The organism is Planosporangium mesophilum (genome assembly GCF_016863255.1).
GTDB classification, from domain to species: domain Bacteria; phylum Actinomycetota; class Actinomycetes; order Mycobacteriales; family Micromonosporaceae; genus Planosporangium; species Planosporangium mesophilum.
Genome location: NZ_BOON01000018.1, coordinates 61,866 through 80,786, shown reverse-complemented (window position 1 = coordinate 80,786; position 18,921 = coordinate 61,866). Strand labels below are relative to the sequence as shown.

General features: G+C 73.2%; 14 protein-coding genes. 7 read left to right on the top strand and 7 right to left on the bottom strand.

Features of this window, described 5'->3' with window-relative positions; genetic code table 11:
* The first annotated feature begins 150 nt into the window (after window positions 1-150).
* Window positions 151-2,817, top strand: a complete 2,667-nt coding sequence (locus tag Pme01_RS10220) for a winged helix-turn-helix domain-containing protein (protein WP_168114467.1) — start codon at window positions 151-153, stop codon at window positions 2,815-2,817.
* A gap of 46 nt (window positions 2,818-2,863) precedes the next feature.
* Here the strand turns inward: Pme01_RS10220 and Pme01_RS10215 are convergent, their stop codons facing one another.
* The 3 genes from Pme01_RS10215 to Pme01_RS10205 all read right to left on the bottom strand — a co-directional run bounded on the left by Pme01_RS10215 (window position 2,864) and on the right by Pme01_RS10205 (window position 8,137).
* Window positions 2,864-3,721, bottom strand: coding sequence for a DUF7144 family membrane protein (locus Pme01_RS10215; RefSeq protein WP_168114466.1), 858 nt, complete (start codon window positions 3,719-3,721; stop codon window positions 2,864-2,866).
* A 393-nt stretch (window positions 3,722-4,114) separates the two neighbouring features.
* Complete coding sequence (locus tag Pme01_RS10210) at window positions 4,115-5,278, bottom strand: PP2C family protein-serine/threonine phosphatase (RefSeq protein WP_168114465.1); 1,164 nt, start codon at window positions 5,276-5,278, stop codon at window positions 4,115-4,117.
* Between the two features lie 174 nt (window positions 5,279-5,452).
* Window positions 5,453-8,137 (bottom strand): winged helix-turn-helix domain-containing protein, encoded by a 2,685-nt coding sequence (locus Pme01_RS10205; protein ID WP_168114464.1) that lies wholly within the window; start codon window positions 8,135-8,137, stop codon window positions 5,453-5,455.
* An 897-nt stretch (window positions 8,138-9,034) separates the two neighbouring features.
* Here Pme01_RS10205 and Pme01_RS10200 point away from each other — a divergent pair.
* Window positions 9,035-10,192, top strand: coding sequence for an acyl-CoA dehydrogenase family protein (locus tag Pme01_RS10200; RefSeq protein WP_239088143.1), 1,158 nt, complete (start codon window positions 9,035-9,037; stop codon window positions 10,190-10,192).
* Between the two features lie 48 nt (window positions 10,193-10,240).
* Window positions 10,241-10,684 (top strand): Lrp/AsnC family transcriptional regulator, encoded by a 444-nt coding sequence (locus tag Pme01_RS10195; RefSeq protein ID WP_168114463.1) that lies wholly within the window; start codon window positions 10,241-10,243, stop codon window positions 10,682-10,684.
* Here Pme01_RS10195 and Pme01_RS10190 read toward each other — a convergent pair.
* Complete coding sequence (locus tag Pme01_RS10190; protein ID WP_168114462.1) at window positions 10,677-11,249, bottom strand: histidine phosphatase family protein; 573 nt, start codon at window positions 11,247-11,249, stop codon at window positions 10,677-10,679. The genes Pme01_RS10195 and Pme01_RS10190 overlap by 8 nt on opposite strands.
* A gap of 81 nt (window positions 11,250-11,330) precedes the next feature.
* Between Pme01_RS10190 and Pme01_RS10185 the strand changes: the two genes are divergently transcribed.
* Window positions 11,331-12,956 (top strand): DUF885 domain-containing protein, encoded by a 1,626-nt coding sequence (locus Pme01_RS10185; protein ID WP_168114461.1) that lies wholly within the window; start codon window positions 11,331-11,333, stop codon window positions 12,954-12,956.
* Window positions 12,957-12,985: 29 nt separating this feature from the next.
* The gene (locus Pme01_RS10180) at window positions 12,986-13,558 is read left to right on the top strand and encodes a TIGR03086 family metal-binding protein (protein ID WP_168114460.1); all 573 of its coding nucleotides are present in this window, start codon (window positions 12,986-12,988) and stop codon (window positions 13,556-13,558) included.
* A gap of 4 nt (window positions 13,559-13,562) precedes the next feature.
* On the opposite strand, the gene Pme01_RS10175 is transcribed toward Pme01_RS10180, so the two are convergent.
* Window positions 13,563-14,225 carry a hypothetical protein gene (locus tag Pme01_RS10175; RefSeq protein ID WP_168114459.1) on the bottom strand — a complete coding sequence of 221 codons (663 nt, stop codon included), beginning with the start codon at window positions 14,223-14,225 and terminating at the stop codon, window positions 13,563-13,565.
* 79 nt (window positions 14,226-14,304) lie between these two features.
* On the opposite strand from Pme01_RS10175, the gene Pme01_RS10170 reads away from it, so the two are divergent.
* Window positions 14,305-15,021 (top strand): HAD family hydrolase, encoded by a 717-nt coding sequence (locus tag Pme01_RS10170; protein WP_168114458.1) that lies wholly within the window; start codon window positions 14,305-14,307, stop codon window positions 15,019-15,021.
* A 317-nt stretch (window positions 15,022-15,338) separates the two neighbouring features.
* On the opposite strand, the gene Pme01_RS10165 is transcribed toward Pme01_RS10170, so the two are convergent.
* Window positions 15,339-16,172, bottom strand: a complete 834-nt coding sequence (locus Pme01_RS10165; RefSeq protein ID WP_239088126.1) for a pentapeptide repeat-containing protein — start codon at window positions 16,170-16,172, stop codon at window positions 15,339-15,341.
* Window positions 16,173-16,431: 259 nt separating this feature from the next.
* Window positions 16,432-17,796: a KamA family radical SAM protein gene (locus Pme01_RS10160; RefSeq protein WP_168114456.1), complete on the bottom strand. Its 1,365-nt coding sequence runs from the start codon at window positions 17,794-17,796 to the stop codon at window positions 16,432-16,434.
* A gap of 96 nt (window positions 17,797-17,892) precedes the next feature.
* On the opposite strand from Pme01_RS10160, the gene kdd reads away from it, so the two are divergent.
* Window positions 17,893-18,921, top strand: a complete 1,029-nt coding sequence (gene kdd, locus Pme01_RS10155) for an L-erythro-3,5-diaminohexanoate dehydrogenase (RefSeq protein WP_168114455.1) — start codon at window positions 17,893-17,895, stop codon at window positions 18,919-18,921.

The following is an 18,921-nucleotide window of genomic DNA, read 5'->3' as shown; positions in this document are numbered from 1 at the left end:
CCCCTAAAGAATTCCCGGCGTGTCACACAGCAACGGGCGGGGGGACCACCGGGTGAACGGCAGGCATCGCATTTTCGGCGTGGGGCGGTCCCACGGGCCTGCCCTCGTGGGTGAGCGGCCGGGGTACGGCGCGGCCCGGCAGGAGGCGGCATGATCTCCGAGAGCCGGCCGGAACCGACCGTCGCCGTGATCGACGGCTACGCTCCGCCCGCCGTCGAGCCGCCGCGGATGCCGCAGCCGGTGATCCCGCAGCCGCCCCCGAACCTCGTCGAGCGCACGCGCCTGTTCGAGCTGCTGGACCAGGCCGTCACCCGGCCGCTGTCCATCGTCTCCGCCCCCGCGGGCTGGGGCAAGACGACCCTGCTCGCGGCGTGGGTGCGGTCCGGACGCGCCCCCGGCCCGGTCACCTGGTTCACCGCGGAGGCCGGCCGGTCCGCCGACTTCTGGGACCGCTTCGCCGCCACACTCGGCGGCGTCGAGCCCTTCGCGCACCGGGCCGCCGACCGGCCCGGCACCCTCGACGAGATCGCCGCGGCGCTCGAGGTCCCGGGCCCGCTCGTCATCGTCGTCGTGGACGACGCGCACGAGGTGACCGACGCGCAGGTGTGGACCGAGGTGGAGGTGCTGCTCGGCCGGGCCGCCGCCCGGCTGCGGCTGGTTCTCGGCTGCCGCGCCGACCCGGCGCTGCCGCTGTACCGCTGGCGGATGAGCGGCGGGGTGACCGAGGTCCGCAGCGCCCAGCTCGCCTTCTCGCTCGCCGAGACCAGCCAGTTGCTCGCGGCCCACGACGTGCGGCTCGCCGAACCGGCGCTGGTGGGGCTGCACGCGATGACCGAGGGGTGGGCCGCCGGCCTGCGGCTGGCCGCCCTGGCCATCGCCGACCACCCGGACCCCGACAGCCTCGTGCCCGACTTCGCGGTCCACGACCGGGCCCTGGGCGAGTACCTGGTCGGCGAGGTACTGGGCAAGCTGCCCGAGGAGATGCGGGAGGTGCTGCTCGCCACCTCGGTCCTGGACCAGGTGCGCCCCGAGCTGGTACAGGCGCTGACCGGGCGTACCGACGGCGAGCGGATCCTGGCCGAGCTGGAGCTGGCCAACCTGGTGGAGATGCACGGCGCCGGCAGCCGCGGCTGGTACCGCTGCCACCCGCTGTTCGGGCTGATGCTCTACAACGAGCTGCGCCAGCACCGGCCGGAGCAGCTTCCGGACCTGCACCGGCGGGCCGCCGAGTGGTACTTCGCCCACGACATGCCCGCCGACGCGATCCGGCACGCGCTCGCCGCCGGCGAGTGGGCGCAGGCCGTCGCCGTCGTCGACTCCAGCTGGCACGAACTGGTCCCCGGTGCCCGTCTGCGTACCCTCAAGGAGGTCGTCCCCACGCCGCCGCAGCAGGTCCAGCACGATCCGCGGCTGGCGCTCGCCTTCGCCGCGGAGCGCCTGGACGCGAGCGACCCGCGCGCCACCGAGACGTTCCTGCACCTGGTGGACCGCTCCCAGCACGCGTGCGCCGACGCCGCCGTCCGCGACCGGCTACGCCCGATCCTGGCGGCGTTCCGGGTGGCGGAGGCGCACCTGTCCGGCGATCCCGACCTGGTACTGGCGACGGCGCCCGCCCTGCTGGGCGACGACGTACCGGTGTCCGAAGGGGACGGTCACCAGGTACGGGCGCTGGCCCTGGTGGCGATGGGCGGCGCGCGGCTGCACCAGGGCGACCTGCAGGCGGCCGAGGGCCCGCTGGAGGAGGGGCTGGTGCACGCCCGGCGGTCCGGGGGGGCGCAGGCGCAGATCGCCTCGCTGCGCCAGCTCGCCGCGCTGCACACCACCCGGGGCCAGCTCAACGCCGCGGTGCGGTTCGCCAAGGAGGCGGTCAGCCTGGCCGACCAGCACGGCCTGACCCAGGGCAGCGATCTGGTGTGGACGCTGCTGACCCTGGCCGACGTCTGCCACCAGCAGAACCGGATCCGTCCGGCGATGTACTACCTGGAGCGGGCGGTCAACAGCGGCGGGCTGGTCGACCCCGGCATGGTCGCCGCGGCCGCGATCATGCGGGCCCGGCTGCAGGCGGCGGCCGGCGATGTGACGGGCGCGGCGGCCGAGCTGTCGGTGGTACGCCGCCAGCTGGTGGACTGCCAGATCCCGGGCCTGCTGTGGCACTCGCTGACCCTGGCCGAAGCGGAGCTGCACGTACAGGCCGGTGAGCCGGCGGCAGCCAAGCGGCTGCTCGGCGTACCCCCGCCGGACCTGCTGTCGGTGTGGTACACGCTGGTCCAGGCGAAGGTCCACCTGGCCGAGCGGCGGCCGTCGCCGGCGGCGTCCGCGGTCGTGGCGCACCTCGAGCCGGGCGGTGGGTCTCTGCTGTGGACGATCGAGGCCAACCTGACGTACGCCCGCGCCATGCGCGCGCTCGGTGACCGGACGAAGGCCGGCCGCTCGGTGGAGCAGGCGCTGCGCCTGGCCGACGAGGAGGCCATCCGGCGGCCGTTCCTGGAGGGCGGGCACGCGGTTCGCGAGCTGCTCACCACGTACGTGCCGGCCGGCAGCAGCTACCGGGGGCTCGCCGACGACCTGGCCGGTGACCTGGCGCAGGGGGCGGCGCGGCAGAACGTCGCGGTGAGCCGGCTGCCCGAGCCGCTGACCGAGCGCGAGCTGACCGTCCTGCGGTACCTGCAGAGCATGCTCTCGGCGGCCGAGATCGCCTCGATGCTGTGCGTGTCGGTGAACACCGTGAAGACGCACATGAAGAGCATCTACCGCAAGCTCGGCGCGGGCCGGCGGCGCGAGGTCATCCAGCGGGCGCGCGAGCTGAACCTGCTGTGAGACGGGGAGGGCCCCGTCGCCGGAGCCCTCCCCGTTGCGAAGCGTTCTACCGCCCGTTCATCTCCGGCCACCGGCCGGAGATGGCTCCGATGATCGGTGTGGCGACGCCCCGCGCCGTCGCGGGCGGGACGGGCCCGGCCCGGCCGCCGTTGCTGGGGGGGACACCGCCGTCGGTACGGGCGACCGCGCCGACCATCGTGGCGGTCGCCGGCGCGGTGGTACCGGGCTTCATCGCCGCGCGGGCGGGGCCGGCCGGTGGACCCGGCGGCAGGGCCCGGGGCGTGGTCGGCTCGTCGGAGCTGCCCGCCAGCTCGGTACCCGGCAGCTCGGTGCCGGGTGCGCCCACGACGACGGCCGCCGCCATCTGGTGGCGCGGCCGGTACCCGATCCGCTCGGCCGGAGCGCGACGGTCCCGGCCGCCCACCCGGCCGAGGGAAGCCACCCCGCGGACGCGCCGGGCCGGGCTGTTACCGCTCGCGCCGGCCGCGGTGTCGCGGGTGTCCCCGCCGCGGGCCGCACTGGCGGCGGTGCCGGCCGGAGTGGCGGTCAGCGCGAAGATGATGACGACGTCGAAGGAGATCATGAGCAACGCCCAGGCGGGGAACGCGGCCAGCACGCCGAGCTGGATGAGCGCGTGCACCACCACGACGGACAAAGCGATGAGCCGCACCCGTACCGTCACCACCGACAACCAGATCCCCAGCGCCAGCAGCAGCGCACCGAGGGCCAGCGTGACCTGCGCCCAACCGGCCAGGTCCAGCAGCAGCCGGTCCGGGTCGAGCCGCACCAGCTTCCGGGCGTAGATCGCGATGAGACCTTCGACCACGTTGAACGCCCCGACGAGGGCGAGCATCGCGGCGCTGAACCTCCTCCACTCCGCCCACCCGCTGTCACTCATGGGCATGGCTGGTACCTCTCCCACACGGTTGTAGGGGAGCACCGCGAACGCGCCGGCCCGGTTGCAACCGGACCGGCGCGTTCGTACCCCCCGGACAGTAAGGTCTAGGTCAAGCGGTGTGCCGGCCGCGCGGCGATCGCGGCCGGCACACCATCGGAGGCCCGTCAGGCGGCGTGGACCCTGCGGCGAGTGCGACAACACCGGCCGCCATCGGCAAGGGTCGGTGCTGTGCGGATACCGGAGCAGGGTGGCCCGCGCGCTCGCGCCCACCGCGAACCGATGTCCGGGTCTCCACTGCCGCCATGAACGCCTCCACCCCCGGCACTCCGTCGTGCCTTGTCCATATAGAACGCCGGGGCCGGGTGAGTAACCATCACCCTGCGCGGGTGAAATTTGCCGTTACCGAGGTGCCGTCGGTTGGGCCGCCAGCATGCACGCGTCGTCGCCGGGGTTGCGCCGGTACAGCCGGTCGAGGATGGACGTCAGCCGGTCGCCGTCCGGAGCGCGCAGCCCCTCGCCGACCTGTCTGGCCAGGTCCCGGACTCCCTCGTCGATCCCGTGGCCGCGCTGCTCGATCAGGCCGTCGGTGTACATCAGCACCACGTCGCCGGGGTCCAGTCGGATCGAGGCGTGCGCGTACGTCGCGGCCGGGTCGACGCCCAGCAGCATCCCGGCCGGCTCGTACCGGGTGTCCACCCCGTCGCGCCCCGCCACCATGATCGGCGGATGACCGGCCCGAGCCCAGGTCAGTTCCCCGGTACCGGGCTGGTAGCGGGCGACCACCGCGGTCGCCGTCGCCCACCCGCCCTGCCGGCACAGCAGCATGTTGAGGTCGGCCAGCAGCTCGCCCGGCTGCTGACCGGCGACCGCGTATGCGGCGGCGGCGTGGCGCATCGCCATCATCGGCGGGGCCGCGGCGAGGCCGTGTCCGACGACGTCGCCGACGGCGAAGACCACACCGCCGTCGGCGAGCGGCACCGCGAGGTACCAGTCGCCGCCGACGTCGGCCGAGTCGTCGGCGGCGAGGTAGCGGACGGCGACCCGTACCCCGTTGACGGTGGTGACGGAGGTCGGCACCGGCAGGATCATCTGCTGCAACTGGCCGTTGATCTCCCGCTGCTGTGCCAGGGCCCGTTGCTGCGCCACAACCGTACGGTGGCTGACGAGCAGCCGGTCGCGGACCCGGTTCAGCTCGGTGAGGTCGTTGACGACCGCGTACAGGGCCTGCTGCTCGGGGTACAGCTCGAAGGTGGCGCGGACCGGCCGGGCCCGGTCCGCGGCGCGCATCAGGTACTCGACATCGACCGGCGCGCCGTCGTCGAGGAGCCGGTCGACGGCGGCCTCGAGGCGTCCCCGGTCGTCGGGTGCGGCGAGGTTGAGAAAGACCGGCAGTGCCAGCGCTCCGTCGACGCGACGCCGTCCGGTCAGCCGGTACAGCCGCTCGGACCATTCGATCCGGTCGGTTCCCAGGTACCAGGCCCCCCAGCCGAGTCCCTGGCCGGCCGTCACCGGTCCGGGGTCGGTCGCCACTGCGCCGCGCGCACCAGCGCGGATTTTCTCCATCGCACCTCCCGTGCTGCGTCCGCTGACACACCATGGTTGGCGCGGTGTGGTGAGGCCGGCTCCCCCGAACCGGGTGATGTTCAGTTGTGGTCTCTGTCCGCGCGCCGATCCACCCGGATCGGGTGAGCGCGGCCTGCCCGAATATGGCCGAGGATCGGCTCGTCGGGCGACGGGTCAGATCAGCCCCACCTCCTGGGCCCGGCGGACGGCGTCGCGGCGCCGCCCCACGCCGAGCTTGCGGTAGACGTTCTTGACATGGGTCTTCACGGTGTTGGGCGTCACGCTCAGCATCGATGCGATCTCCGGCGTCGACAGCATGCTGCGCAGGTGGCGCAGCACGATCAGCTCCCGTTCGGTGAGCGGGTCGACCCCGACGGGGCGCACCGCCGGGGCGGCGGCCCGGTCGTCGGCGGTGGCGCCGGTGAGTTCGGTGATGATGTTGGCGTAGTCGGTGCCGGTGGAGAGCTGGGCCACCAGCGCGTCGTGTACCAGCGCGGCGTTGGCCAGGAAGGGCTCGCGCAGACCCTCGGCGTTGGCCAGCGTCAGCGACCGCTCGAGGGACCGTTCGCCGGCGGCCCGGTTGCCCAGCCGGCGCAGTGCGTACGCGTGCAGCAGGCAGGCCTCGGCGGTACGCAGTGACGCCTCGCAGGCGGTCGCGTACGGGCCGACCGCCGCCGCAGCCGCCGCCGCATCCCCGCCGGCCAGGTGCAGCCGGGCGGTGACGACCGCCGTCCAGTCGGGGAGCACCCCCGACTTCGTGGCGACGGCGACGAGCCGGCCGGCCGCCCGCCCGTCCCCGAGCGCCAACCGCAGCTCGGCCTCGGTCAGCGCCAGCGCGGTCCCGAACACCGGTGGCAGGCTGTCCGACCCGATGTCGACGCCGACGGCGGCGAGCGCGTCCAGCCCCCGCGCCGGCTCTCCGCGCAGCTGGTACAGCCGGGCCCGGGCGATCGCCGCGGTCGTCCAGACGCCCGGCTCCGGCTGCTCGATGCCGGCCATGCCCTGGTCGATGTGGTACGCGGCCTCGTCGAACCGGCCGCGGGCCAGGCAGGCCCAGCCCAGGACGACCCGGGCCCAACTGATCTCGGTCGCCTGCGTGAACCCGGCGCGGGACACGGCCCCGAGCACGAGCTGGCAGCCGTGGACGGCCGCGCCGAGGCGGCCGCGGGCCAGGTCGACGAGGGCCTGCTGTCGCAGCGCGGCCACGTACCCCCGGCCGGACCCGCTGCGGCGGGCCAGCGGCAGCGCCTCCCGGAGCGCGACCTCGGCCGGCTCGAGCTGGCCCAGGGCGAACGAGGCGTCCGCCGTCGCGGTGAGCGCCATCGCCCGTACCTCGTCGAGGACGGCCGCCGGCGCCTCCCGCGCGCTGCCCAGCAGCCGGGCGGCGGCGGTCAGCGTGCGGTCGGCGTCCCAGGAGGTGCGCGCCTCGGCCAGCAGCGCGGCGTTCAGGATGGGCGTCACGGACTCGTCCAGGTGCGGGCTCTCCTCGACCCGGCGCAGGAACGCGCGCATGCCGTCGATGTCGCCGGCGTCGTGGTGGGAGACCGCGAACGCGAGGGCGAGCCTCGGGTCCGTGGCGACCGTGTCGGGGGGTGCGGGCGTGGACATGACCGGGCCGCCCTGCCCGTACCCGGTCAGCAGCTCGCGCCAGTGCCGTACCAGCAGCACGGTCGCGCCGTCCCAGTCACCGGCGGCGAGGGCGTGCCGCAGCGCCTCGGCGGGCAGGCCGTTGCGGGCGTACCAGACCGAGGCGGCGGTGTGCAGGGCCGGTATCCGATCCGGCGCCGACCGGCACAGCTCCGCGTACATCGCCCGGCGCAGCAGGCGGCGGTACCGGTACCAGCCGTGCGCCCCGCCGCAGTACACGACGAACGCGTTGGCCTGCTCCAGTTCGCCCAGCACCCGGGCGCCGTCGTGCCGTCCGGTCAGCGACTCCACCAGGCCGGGGCAGACGTAGTCCAGTACCGACGTGCACAGCAGCATCTCCCGCCGGCCGTCGTCCAGCCGGTGCAGCACCTCGCGGTCGAGGTAGTCGAGGAAGGCCCGGTCCCCGAGGCCCAGCTCGTCGACGACCCGGTCCGGCTCGCCGTGCCACGACATCGCCCGCGCCGCGAGAGTCAGGCCGGCCGCCCAGCCCTCGGTGACGCTCAACAGCTTGCGGACGGTGGCGCGGGGCACGTCGAGCTCGTGGCGGTGCAGCAGCGCGGTGGCCTCCTCGGGGGTGAACGACAGGTGCTCGGTGCGCAGCTCGGCGAGCTGCCCGGTCAGGCGCCAGCGGTACAGCGGCAGGTCCGGTTCGCTGCGGGCGAGCATCACCACGCGGAGGTTGGCGTCGCCGGAGTGCAGCAGGTGCTCGACGTTGGCCAGCGCGGTGCCGTCGGTGACCAGATGGAAGTCGTCGAGGATGAGGATCGTCGGGGGACCGGAGAGCTCCGCCGGCCGGCCGCAGACGCTGCCGCCCGTCGCGCCGTCCGCCGGTGCGTCACCCGGTACGGGCACCCCGGCACGGTTCAGTGCCTCCGCGATGTGCTGCCAGGCGCGATCCCCGTCGGCGGCGTCGAACCCCACCCACACGACCGGCCCGGCCGCCCGGTCGGCGCGGATCCAGGAGCTGAGCAGGACGCTCTTGCCCCACCCGGCCGGCGCCGCGACCAGCGTGAGCGGGTGGCGCAGCGCGAGGTCGAGCCGGTCGAGCAGGCGGGTGCGGCGTACGTGCGTGCCGGGCAGCGCCGGCGGCAGGAAGCGCGAGGCCGTACTGGGCCACTGCGGCCCGCCGTTCGGCTCCGGTTCGCCCCTGCGGGGCGCAGCGGTCCGGCGCCGGTTGGCCGGTGCGCCCGTGTCGCGGTGAACCCGGCCCACCCTGGTCGCCCCGAGGCGACGCTGTGCTGGTTCTGGGACGTGATTCGTGGAACGGCCCTCCGGACCCATTCCGACTCGTGTCGCGGATATCGGCCCCCACCTCCCCCAATGGAACTGGTTCACCACATACCCATGGTCAAGATACGGGCACTCGGTGTTCTCGGGCGGCGTTTCTTGCCCGGCTGCTTCCGCTTAAACGTCCGTTGCCCGGCGTGAATCCGCAGTGGGGAAGGCCGAGGCTTCTGTACTGCCGGAGCGGCGCCGCGTCATCTCATATTTCGGTATAGACGCCGGACTACGGGTGGTATTCGTCGAAGCCGAACCGCCATCAAATAGCCGGCTTTGTAGGGCTAAAATGCCGATCGACGATGGCGGAGAGTGACGGAGATCGAGCGTCGTCCGCCCGGGCCGTGACGGCGGCGGGGTCCGTGGGGAGTCGGAGGGCACAACCGACCGCGATTGCCTAGCCGGCCCGGTATCCGTTACTCAAAATAATCCGGTCATCCGGGGGCGGCTTACCTAGAACGTCCGGGTGGGCCCACCAGACGTGACGGACATGCCCGATAGTGACGCCGAATTCTGAGTGACGAAAGCGTGACACGCCGAGAGGGTCGCGCTTCCTTGTTGTCGATTTCTCACATGGCGATAAAGGGTCTTGCGGTATCTGTACGTTTTGTCTGCGGCGATCATCCACGGCGTGGCCTCGTCGACCCGCGGCCAGCGCGGTGCCCCGGTACGCCGACCGGGTGCCGTGGCCCACGGAAAACCAAACGACCGTTAAGCTGACGGCATGGTCAACGACCCGGCCGGTACGGCGCGCGCATCGAGGACATCGTCGTCATCACCACGGACGGCGTGCAACGGCTCAACACTCTCCCCGCGGATCTGGTGACCTCAGTGAACGTGCACTCCCACGTCGAGCGCATCCTCCCGACCGACGAGGCGTACGCGCTGCTCGAGCTGGTCCGCGAGATCGCCGACGCCGAACTGGCGCCTCGGGTCGACGACTTCGAGGCGCGCGGCGAGTTCCCCCGCGAACTGCTGCGCACCCTCGGCCGCGTCGGCCTCCTCGGCCTGCCGTACCCCGAGGAGTACGGCGGCGGGGCCCAGCCGTACGAGGTCTACCTCCAGGTTCTCGAGGAGTTGGCCCGCCGCTGGCTCGCCGTCGCGGAGGCCGTGTCGGTGCACACCCTCGCGTGTTACCCGGTCGCCGGGTACGGCTCGGACGCGCAGCGCAAACGGTTCCTGCCGGACATGCTCGGCGGCGAACTGCTCGGCGCGTACTGCCTGTCGGAGCCGGCCGGCGGCTCCGACGCGGCGGCCATGACCACCAAGGCGGTGCGCGACGGCGACGAGTACGTCGTGACCGGCACGAAGGCGTGGATCACGCACGCCGGGCAGGCCGACTTCTACAACGTCTTCTGCCGTACCGGCGGGCCCGGCGCCGGCGGGGTGTCGTGCCTGCTCGCCGACGCCGCCACCCCCGGGATCGAGCCGCAGGCCAGAGAGCGCACCATGGGCCTGCGCTCCTCGCCGGTGGCCCAGATCGCGTTCGACGGCGCGCGGGTACCGGCCGACCGGCTGCTCAGCGAGGAGAACAAGGGCTTCCGCATCGCCATGAGCGCCCTCGACGGCGGGCGGCTGGGCATCGCCGCGTGCGCGGTAGGGCTGGCGCAGGCCGCGGTGGACTACGCGGTGGCCTACGCGGGCGAGCGCGAACAGTTCGGCCGGCCGATCGCGCAGTTCCAGGGCATCGGCTTCATGCTGGCCGACATGGCCACCCAGGTCTCGGCGGCCCGGGCGCTGGTGCTCGCCGCCGCCCGGCTGCGCGACGCCGGCCGCCCGTACGGTGCGGAGGCGGCCAAGGCCAAGCTGTTCGCCACCGACGCGGCGATGCGGGTGACCACCGACGCGGTGCAGGTGCTCGGCGGGTACGGCTACGTCGCCGACCACCCGGTCGAGCGGTACATGCGGGAGGCGAAGGTGCTCCAGATCGTGGAGGGCACCAACCAGATCCAGCGGCTGGTCATCTCCCGGGCGCTGACCCGCGGCTGATGCCGGGAGCGCGCCCCGCGGGTGGGACGACGGTGTAGTTTTCCCGGCGTGGAAGAGACCGATCGGGCCATCCTCGGGGCGCTCGCCGACGACGGCCGGCAGTCGTACACCGACCTCGCCGACAAGGTCGGCCTCTCGGTGTCAGCGGTTCACCAGCGGGTACGCCGGCTCGAGCAGCGCGGGGTGATCCGCGGGTACGCCGCCCGGCTGGACCACGAGGCGCTGGGGCTGCCGCTGACCGCGTTCGTGGCGATCCGCCCCATCGACCCGTCGCAGCCCGACGACGCGCCGGACCGGCTCGCCGACCTGCCCGAGATCGAGGCCTGCTACTCGGTGGCCGGCGACGACTTCTACCTGCTGCTGGTGCGGTGCGCGAGCCCCGCCGACCTGGAGCGGCTGCTGCAGGAGATCCGCAAGGCCGCCAACGTGGCCACCCGGACCACGGTGGTGCTGTCCACCCCGTACGAGGGGCGCCCGCCACAGATCAGGTGACCGGGTTGTTCCACCGGTCGATGACGTGCTGTTCCCGCTCGAAGCCGAGGGCAGACAGCGTCGCGGTGTCCAGCCGCAGCAGCGCGCCGGCCGACGGTGGCAGCCCGATCCAGCGCGCGCCCAGCACCCGCAGCGCGTGGCCGTGCCCGACGATCGCCACATCGCCCTGTTCCAGCAGCGGCAGCACCCGCTCGATCACCCGGTCGAGGCGGGCGCCGACCTGCTCGGGCGACTCCCCACCGGGACCGCCGCCGGTCCACACCGTCCAGCCCGGGCGCGAGCGGCGGATCTCTTCCGTGGTCACGCCCTCGTACTCGCCGTAGTTCCACTCGGCCAGGTCGTCGTCCACGGCGGTGACGGTGAGCCCGGCCAGCTCGGCGGTGCGCAGGGCCCGCTGCCGGGGGCTGGCCAGCACGGCCACGAACCGCCGGCCGGCCAACGCCTGGGCCAGGGCCTTCGCGTCCTGCTCACCCTGGCCCGTGAGCGGCAGATCCGTGTACGAGGTGTGCCGGTGCGTCTTGCTCCACTCGGTCTCGCCGTGGCGGATCAGGACGATCTCTCCCATCCGCCCATCATGCCCTCGCGGGCGCCCGTGATCCCGGCGGCACGGGCCGGGACCGCGAGGGCTGCGACGTAGGGTGTGCGGATGGCTGATCCGATCTTCGCGCTCGCCGACGAGTACGTGACCGCGTCAGCGGCCCTGGACCCGGTCAGCGCGACCTTCCGCGGCATCGCCGGCCACGACGGCGCCGCGACCGACTACGGCCCCGAGGGCGTCGAGGCCCGCGCCGACCTCGTCCGTGACACCCTGCGCCGGCTGGCGTCGGCCGACGGCGGCGACCGGCTCGCCGCCGCCCACCTGCGCGAGCGCCTCGAGGCGCAGCTCGCCTGGCACGACAGCGGCGAGTGGATGCGCGACCTGGCCGCCGCGTTCGGCCGGCTGCAGAACATCCGCGAGTCCGTGGACCTGGTCCGCCGCGACGGCGAGGGCGGTTGGCGCCCGGTGGTCACGCGGCTCGCCGCAATCCCGGCGATGCTCGCGAGCTGGCGCGACAGCCTCGCACTCGGGCTGGCCGAAGGGGCGCCGGCCGCCCGCCGCCAGGCTCTGGAGACGGCGACCGCCGCCGACGTGTACGCCGCGGGCACCCACGATGCGCTGGTGGCCGGGTACGGCGACGGGCCGCTGCGGTACGACCTCGCGGCCGCGGCGACCGCCGCCCATACCGCGTACGCGCAGACCGCCGAGTACCTGCGCCGCGAGTACGCCCCGGCGGCCGCCGAGCGCGACGGCGTCGGGGCCGACCGGCACCGGGTGTTCCGACGGCTCTCGCTCGGCGCCGAGATCGATCCGCTCGAGGCGTACGAGTGGGGCTGGGCCGAGCTGCACCGCATCGAGGCCGAGCTGGCCGCCGAGGCCGGCGGCCGCCCGCTCGACGAGGTCCGGGCGGAGTTGGACGCCACGCAGTTCGTCGACGGCGCGGACGCCTACCGCGCCTGGCTGCAGGACGAGCACGACGCCGCGATCGAGCGCCTCGACGGCGTCCACTTCGACATCCACCCGGGCCTGCGCCGCGTCGAGGTGGTCCTCGCACCGGCGTCCAACGTGGCGTCGGTGTACTACACCGGGCCGAGCGAGGACCTGGTCCGCCCGGGTCGTACCTGGTGGTCGGTCGCGGGCCGGGAGCGGTTCAGCGTGTGGGAGGAGCTGACCACCGTCTTCCACGAGGGCGTACCAGGCCACCACCTGCAGATCGGCGCGATCCGCGCGGCCGGCGACCGGCTGTCGCGCTTCAGTCGCCTGTCCGGCGTCAGCGGCCACAGCGAGGGCTGGGCGCTGTATGCCGAGCGCCTCGCCGACGAGCTGGGCTGGTTCGACCGGCCGGGCACCCGGCTGGGCATGCTGATGGACTCGGCACTGCGGGCGGCGCGGGTCGTCATCGACATCGGGCTGCACCTGGACCTGCCGCTGCCTGCCGAGGAGGCGCGCCGCCACGGTCCGCGGTGGACGTTCGACGTGGCCACGGCCGTGCTGCGCGAGCGTGGCCGGTGCGCCGAGCACCGGGTACACAGCGAGGTCACCCGGTACTGCGGCTGGCCGGCCCAGGCCACCTCGTACAAGCTGGGCGAACGGGCCTGGCTGGCCGCCCGTGACGAGGCCCGGGCCCGGCAGGGTGCCGCCTTCGACCTCAGGCGCTGGCACACCGAGGCGATCGGGCTCGGACCGCTGGGGCTGGACACGTTCGCCGAGGCGCTGCGGTCGAGGGGCCGGTAGTTGTCGGTGCCGGTTGTTACCTTCCGCGCATGACTGTCGATCTGATGGAGAGAGCGGTGGCCGCGACGACGGCCACGATCCGGGGGATCCGCCCCGACCAGTACGACCTGCCCACGCCGTGCACGGAGTGGAACGTCCGGGCCCTGCTCAACCACCTGGTCGCGGCCAACCACCTGTTCAGCGCCTGGGCCGCCGGCGAGCAGCCCGACATGGGCGTGTTCGGCGTCGACCACCTCGCCGGCGGCGAGCCCGCCAAGGCGTACGAGGCGGCGACCCGCGCCGCGCTGGACGCCTTCGCCACGCCGGGTGCCACCGACCGGGCGGCGCCGCTGCCGTCGGGTGGAACCGGCCCGCGGGTCGTCGACATGTACCTGATGGAGCAGGTCCTGCACGGCTGGGACCTGGCCGCAGCCACCGGTCAGGACCGCGACCGCGATCCGGAGGTGACCCGGGCCGCCTACGACTCGTGGTACGGCCGGGTTCCGCCGGAGGTCCGCGAGCTGGGTACCGTCTTCGGCCCGGAGCAGCCGTGCCCGCCCGACGCGGCGGTCGCCGACCGGTTGGCGGCCTACCTGGGCCGGCAGGTCGGGCACCTGTGCTGAGCGGCTAGCGGGGTTGCCCCGCGGTGGCGGCGTCGAAGTGGGCGACGACCCCGCGGGCCCCATCGACCGCGGTGGCGGCCTCGTCCGTCGTCGGTACCGCCACCTCGGCCACGTGCCGCAGGTGCCGGTCCACCGCGTCGGCCAGCCGCCGCCAGCGGGTCGGCTGCGGCTCGTCGGTGTCCAGCGCGTCCCGTAACGCCTGCAGCCGGTCCAGGCCGACGCCCCGCATCTCGCCGGCGTGGGCGAGGATCCGGCCGATGACGTGGGTCAGGTCGTCGGCGTGGCCGCCGAGCCACCGCCGCAGCCGGTAGATCCGGCCGAGGTCGGGCCAGCGCTTGCGGGCCGCCTGGCGGGTGCTGCCGCTGGTCGTGCCCAGGTCGGCGAGGCTGGCGCCCAGCCACACGGCGTCGGCGGCCTCGGCGGCGGTGAAGTCGGCGGCGGCGTCCCCGATCAGCGCGGCGGCCACCTGGGCGGCGCGTACCCGTCGCAGCCGGTCGCGCCGCAGCCGGTACTCGTCGTCGGCGTCACCGGAGCGGGCGAGGGGCTCGGCGGCGGCCAGGCCGGGCTGCGCCGCCAGCCGCTGGGTCATGCGTTCCATCAGGTCCCGGGCAAGCTTGCGCAGCTCGGTGCGCTCGGCGTCGGACAGGACGTCGGCGTACGGTTCCATCGCGTCTCCTGACAACCTGTGGTTTACGACAACTGCTGGTTTACACCGTACCGCGGCGGGCGCCGGTAGGGTGGCGACCATGACCGGGGGAGTGCTCGTCCTGTGGGACGTCGACCACACGCTGGTCGACGCGGGTGGTGTCGGAGTCCGGGCGTTCCAGGCCGCCTTCCGGCAGGTGTTCGGCCGGGACGACGAGGCGACGAACCTGCCGCCGATGGCGGGACGTACCGACCGGGCGATCGCCATCGACCTCCTGCGCGCCAACGGGATCGCCGAGCCCGACCGCCACCTGGAGGAGTTCCGGACCGCGGCCGAGCTTGCTCTGCTGGAGTTGGAGGGCGACCTGCGCGCCCACGGCCGGGCGCTGCCCGGTGCGGCCGCCGCGCTCACCGCCCTGAGCCGGACGGCGGCGGTGCAGACCCTGCTCACCGGCAACATCCGTGCCTTTGCCGAGACGAAGATGCGGGTGTATGACCTGGCCCGGCATCTCGATCTCGACATCGGCGCGTACGGGTGGGCGCACGCCGTACGCGCCCGCCTGGTCGACCTGGCCCGGACGGCGGCCCGCGACCGGCACGACCGTGAGTTCGCAGGCCGGGCCACCGTGCTGGTGGGGGACACGCCCCTCGACGTGGAGGCTGCCCTGGCGAGCGGCGCCGGGGTGGTGGGCGTGGCGACCGGCCGGTACGGCCTCGACGACCTACGGACGGCGGGAGCGCACACGGTGCTGCCCGACCTCACCGACACCGGCGCGGTGCTGGCGGCGATCGAGGTGGCGGCGGGCTCCGCGCGCTAGCCGTGGGCTCCGCGCGCTAACCGTAGCGCCGCCGGGTTTCCGTGACGACGCCGAGTGGAAGACGCCGCTATCGTGCTTTGCTCTGCTGCCGAACGGGCAACAGGGGTAGCCACGCCACGGCGATGCCTATCCGGGAGCAGAGCAAAGCACGCGATCTGTGGTGATGCGATGGAACGCACGGCCGGGTTTTCCCGTCACATACCCAGTATCCTAGGATGCTCTACGCACAGTGATCCTTCGCATCGCAGTCACGGACGAGCCGGCGAAGCGGACCGGGTCCGGGAAGGGCCGTTGAGCCCGACGGATGGGGGAGTCGCCTACCAGTGGGCGGGCCGCACCAGCGTCGGCGGCAGCTTGGTGGCACCGTCGCCGTTGGCGGCGGTGAGCTGGGACTGGGTGAGGAAGAGGCTGTCACTCAGGTCGGCACCGCGAAGGTCGGCGTCACGAAGGTCGGCCCCGGTCAGGTCGGCCGACCTCAGGTCGGCACGCCGGAGGTCGGCCGCGATGAGGTAGGCCCCGCGCAGGTTTGCGCCCCGCAGATCGGCGCCTTCGAGGCCGGCCCCGATGAGATCGGCGCCCCTGTGGTTGGCCTTCCGGCCCGCGATCCCGGCCCGCACGAGCTCGCTCGCACGCAGCAGCAGCACGTTGACCTCGCCCCGGAGCGCCGCCACGTCCAGGTCCAGGAGCTCGAGGGCACTGCCGCGGCTGAGACGTTCGGTCCGCTCCAGGGCCCGGCGCAGGTCGCGGTGGACGGACCGGGCCGGCGGCATCGCCAGCGCCTCGGTCAAATACCAGAGGAGCTCGTGGAGCTGGCGCATGACGGGGAAGACCGCGAACATCTGCCGGGCGGTGTCCGGGTCGCGCCGCCAGTCCCGGCCGCGGTAGGTGACCTGGGAGACCTTCTGGCCGGCGCCGAGGCAGTCGAAGACCGTACAGCCCGAGAAGCCCCGCTGCCGGAGCTGGGAGTGGATGCCGCAGCGGGAGTCCGGCTGCAGGTTGGGGCAGGGCTGACCGGCGGCCTTGTCGATCGCGAAGTCCGTCGACGCGGCGAAGGGCAGCGCGACACAGCACAGCCCGAAGCAGCGTGCGCAGTCGGCCCGCAGGTCGGAGCGTTCCGCGTCGGTGGAGGGGGTTTCGCGGGTGCGGGACACCGGACCTCCTCTCTGCCTCACGCTGAGCAGCAGGGTCTGCTCAGCGGGTTCCATTCTCCCAGGTGGGCAGCGCGACCCCGCTGGCATCACTCAACCTAGCGTCCTAGGATGCCCAAGAGGATGTGGCTATCGCCACATCCCATCTCCACGCCGCTACGCGGCGCATTTTCGAGTTCCGCGCCGCCCGCCGGTTACGTCTCCCGCATACGAAAAGTGCCGCAGCCCGACGAGGGGCTGCGGCACTGTCACAACGCCGGCGTCAGCCGGGGACGGCCACCGCCGCCTCCTGCTTGCGCCACCATTTCCGGCCCGACTCCGAGAGGGTGTCGATCGGGTCGTAGTACGGGTACCTGCGCGCGAGAGCGTCCGCGTCGTCGGCCTCGATGGAGGTTCGGTAGTTCTTGGTCCAGTACGAGATGCCGTGCTCACGGTCGTACTCGGTGAGCATGTGGACCCAGCGCTTGCCCACGAACGGCACGTCGCACACGATCCGCGGGGTGGCGTAGCCGGGCAGGTACCCCATGATGTCGTGCTGGAGCTGCTGGGCCTGCCAGACGGAGACGCGCCAGTGCTCCGCGTTGGGGATCATGTCGCACATGTAGAAGTAGTACGGCAGGATGCCGGCCTCGCCCTGGAGCGCGAAGCACAGGTCGAGCAGGTCGGCGGAGGTGGCGTTCACGCCGCGCATCAGGACGCCCTGGTTGCGGACGTCGCGGACGCCGACCTCCAGGGCGGTCTGCGCGGCCCTCGCGACCAGCGGGGTCAGCGAGTTGGCGTGGTTGACGTGGGTGTGGATCGCGAGGTTGACGCCGCGGCGGGCGGCGGTACGGGCGAGCCGCTCCATGCCCTCGACGACGTCGGGCTGCAGCCAGTGCTGGGGGAGTCCCATCAGGGCCTTGGTGGCCAGCCGGACGTCCCGGATGGTCTCGATGTCGAGCAGCCGCATCAGGAACGACTCGAGGTTGCGCCAGGGCACGTTGGCGACGTCGCCGCCGGAGACGACCACGTCGCGGACGCCCGGGTGGGCGCGCAGGTAGGCGACCATCGCGTCGTACCGGTCGACGGGCTTGAGGGTGAGCTTGAGCTTGTCGACGGTCGGCGTGGAGTTGCCGACGAGGTCCATGCGGGTGCAGTGCCCGCAGTACTGGGGGCAGGTCGGCAGCAGCTCGGCCAGGACCTTCGTGGGGTAGCGGTGGGTGAGCCCCTCGGCGACCCACATGTCGTGCTCGTGCAGCGAGTCGCGGGTGGCGTACGGGTGGGACGGCCAGTCGGGGTTGCGGTCGGACGCGACGGGAATCATGTACCGGCGTACCGGGTCGGCGTAGAAGCTGTCGGTGTCCGGCGCCTTCGACGGCACCATGGTGTTGAGCATCTGCGGCGTGACGAGCATCGACATGGTGGCGAGGCGCTGCTGGTCGTCGGCGAGGTCGGCGTAGAACGACTCGCCTACGAGGTCGCCGAGGACCGCCCGCAGTTGCTTGATGTTCTTGACACAGTTGGTCCGCTGCCACTGGGCGGACTCCCACTGCTCGCGGGTGACGTGGCGCCAGCCGGGCAGTCGGGTCCAGTCCGGTTCCACCAACTCGCGTCGCTGGTACAGGTAGGGCTGGCCGGTCTCACTCACGGCGGCTCCTCACGGGGTCATGGAGAATCTGCGGTCAATAGATTAACCTGCCATAGGATTTCTCGTCATCACCCGAATTGAACGTAGGAGTTCCTCATGACCTCACCCGTCGGTCTGCACCGGGTGCTGGCGCCCGGCGGGGTCCTGCCACAGGCGGCGCAGCGGCTGGACAACGCCGAGCGGATCGCCTCCGACGAGGTGCGGGTACGGGTGGAGCGGCTCAACCTGGACGCGGCGAGCTTCCGGCAACTGGCGACCAAGCACGGCGGCGACGGCGCGGCGGTACGGGCCGAGGTGCTGGCGATCGTCGAGGCGCGCGGCAAGATGCACAACCCGGTGACCGGGTCGGGCGGGATGCTGATCGGCACCGTCGAGGAGGTCGGGCCGGACTCGCCGCTGGGTCTCAAGGTGGGCGACCGGATCGCCACCCTGGTCTCCCTGACCCTCACCCCGCTCAAGGTCACCGACGGGCTGTGCCGCTGGGACGGTACGGGCGAGCAGGTGCCCTGCGACGGGTACGCGATCCTGTTCGGACGGTCGATCGCGGCGGTCCTGCCCGACGACCTGGCGGGCGAACTCGCTCTCGCCGTCCTGGACGTTTGCGGCGCGCCGGCGCTCACCGACCGGGTCGTGCGTCGTTACGACCGGGCAGCCGTCGCGGTGATCGGCGGCGCTGGTAAGAGCGGCTCCCTGTCACTCGCCGCCGCACGGCGCGCCGGCGCCCGTACCGTCGGGGTCGTTCCGAACGACCGGGAGCGCGACCTGCTGACCCGGGCCGGGCTGGCCGACGCGGTGGCCCTGGCCGACGCCCGGGACCCGGTGGCGCTCAGCGAGGCCGTGAAACAGGCGCTCGGCGGGCCGGCCGACGTGACCGTGGTCTGCGTGGACGTGCCCGGCTGCGAGCACGGCGCGATCCTGTCGACCGCCGACGGCGGTACCGTGATCTTCTTCTCGATGGCGACGTCGTTCTCCGCGGCGGCGCTGGGCGCGGAGGGCCTGGCCGCGGACGTGACCATGCTGATCGGCAACGGGTACCTGCCGGGGCACGCCGAGTTCGCACTGGACCTGCTGCGCGCCGAGCCGGCCGTGCGCAACGTGTTCACGGCGCGGTTGGCGGCAGACTGA

Coding starts and splice junctions, on each gene's coding strand:
- Pme01_RS10220 (WP_168114467.1), top strand. CDS start 151: ATGATCTCCGAGAGCCGGCCGGAACCGACCGTCGCCGTGATCGACGGC.
- Pme01_RS10215 (WP_168114466.1), bottom strand. CDS start 3,721: ATGCCCATGAGTGACAGCGGGTGGGCGGAGTGGAGGAGGTTCAGCGCC.
- Pme01_RS10210 (WP_168114465.1), bottom strand. CDS start 5,278: ATGGAGAAAATCCGCGCTGGTGCGCGCGGCGCAGTGGCGACCGACCCC.
- Pme01_RS10190 (WP_168114462.1), bottom strand. CDS start 11,249: ATGGGAGAGATCGTCCTGATCCGCCACGGCGAGACCGAGTGGAGCAAG.
- Pme01_RS10185 (WP_168114461.1), top strand. CDS start 11,331: ATGGCTGATCCGATCTTCGCGCTCGCCGACGAGTACGTGACCGCGTCA.
- Pme01_RS10180 (WP_168114460.1), top strand. CDS start 12,986: ATGACTGTCGATCTGATGGAGAGAGCGGTGGCCGCGACGACGGCCACG.
- Pme01_RS10175 (WP_168114459.1), bottom strand. CDS start 14,225: ATGGAACCGTACGCCGACGTCCTGTCCGACGCCGAGCGCACCGAGCTG.
- Pme01_RS10170 (WP_168114458.1), top strand. CDS start 14,305: ATGACCGGGGGAGTGCTCGTCCTGTGGGACGTCGACCACACGCTGGTC.
- kdd (WP_168114455.1), top strand. CDS start 17,893: ATGACCTCACCCGTCGGTCTGCACCGGGTGCTGGCGCCCGGCGGGGTC.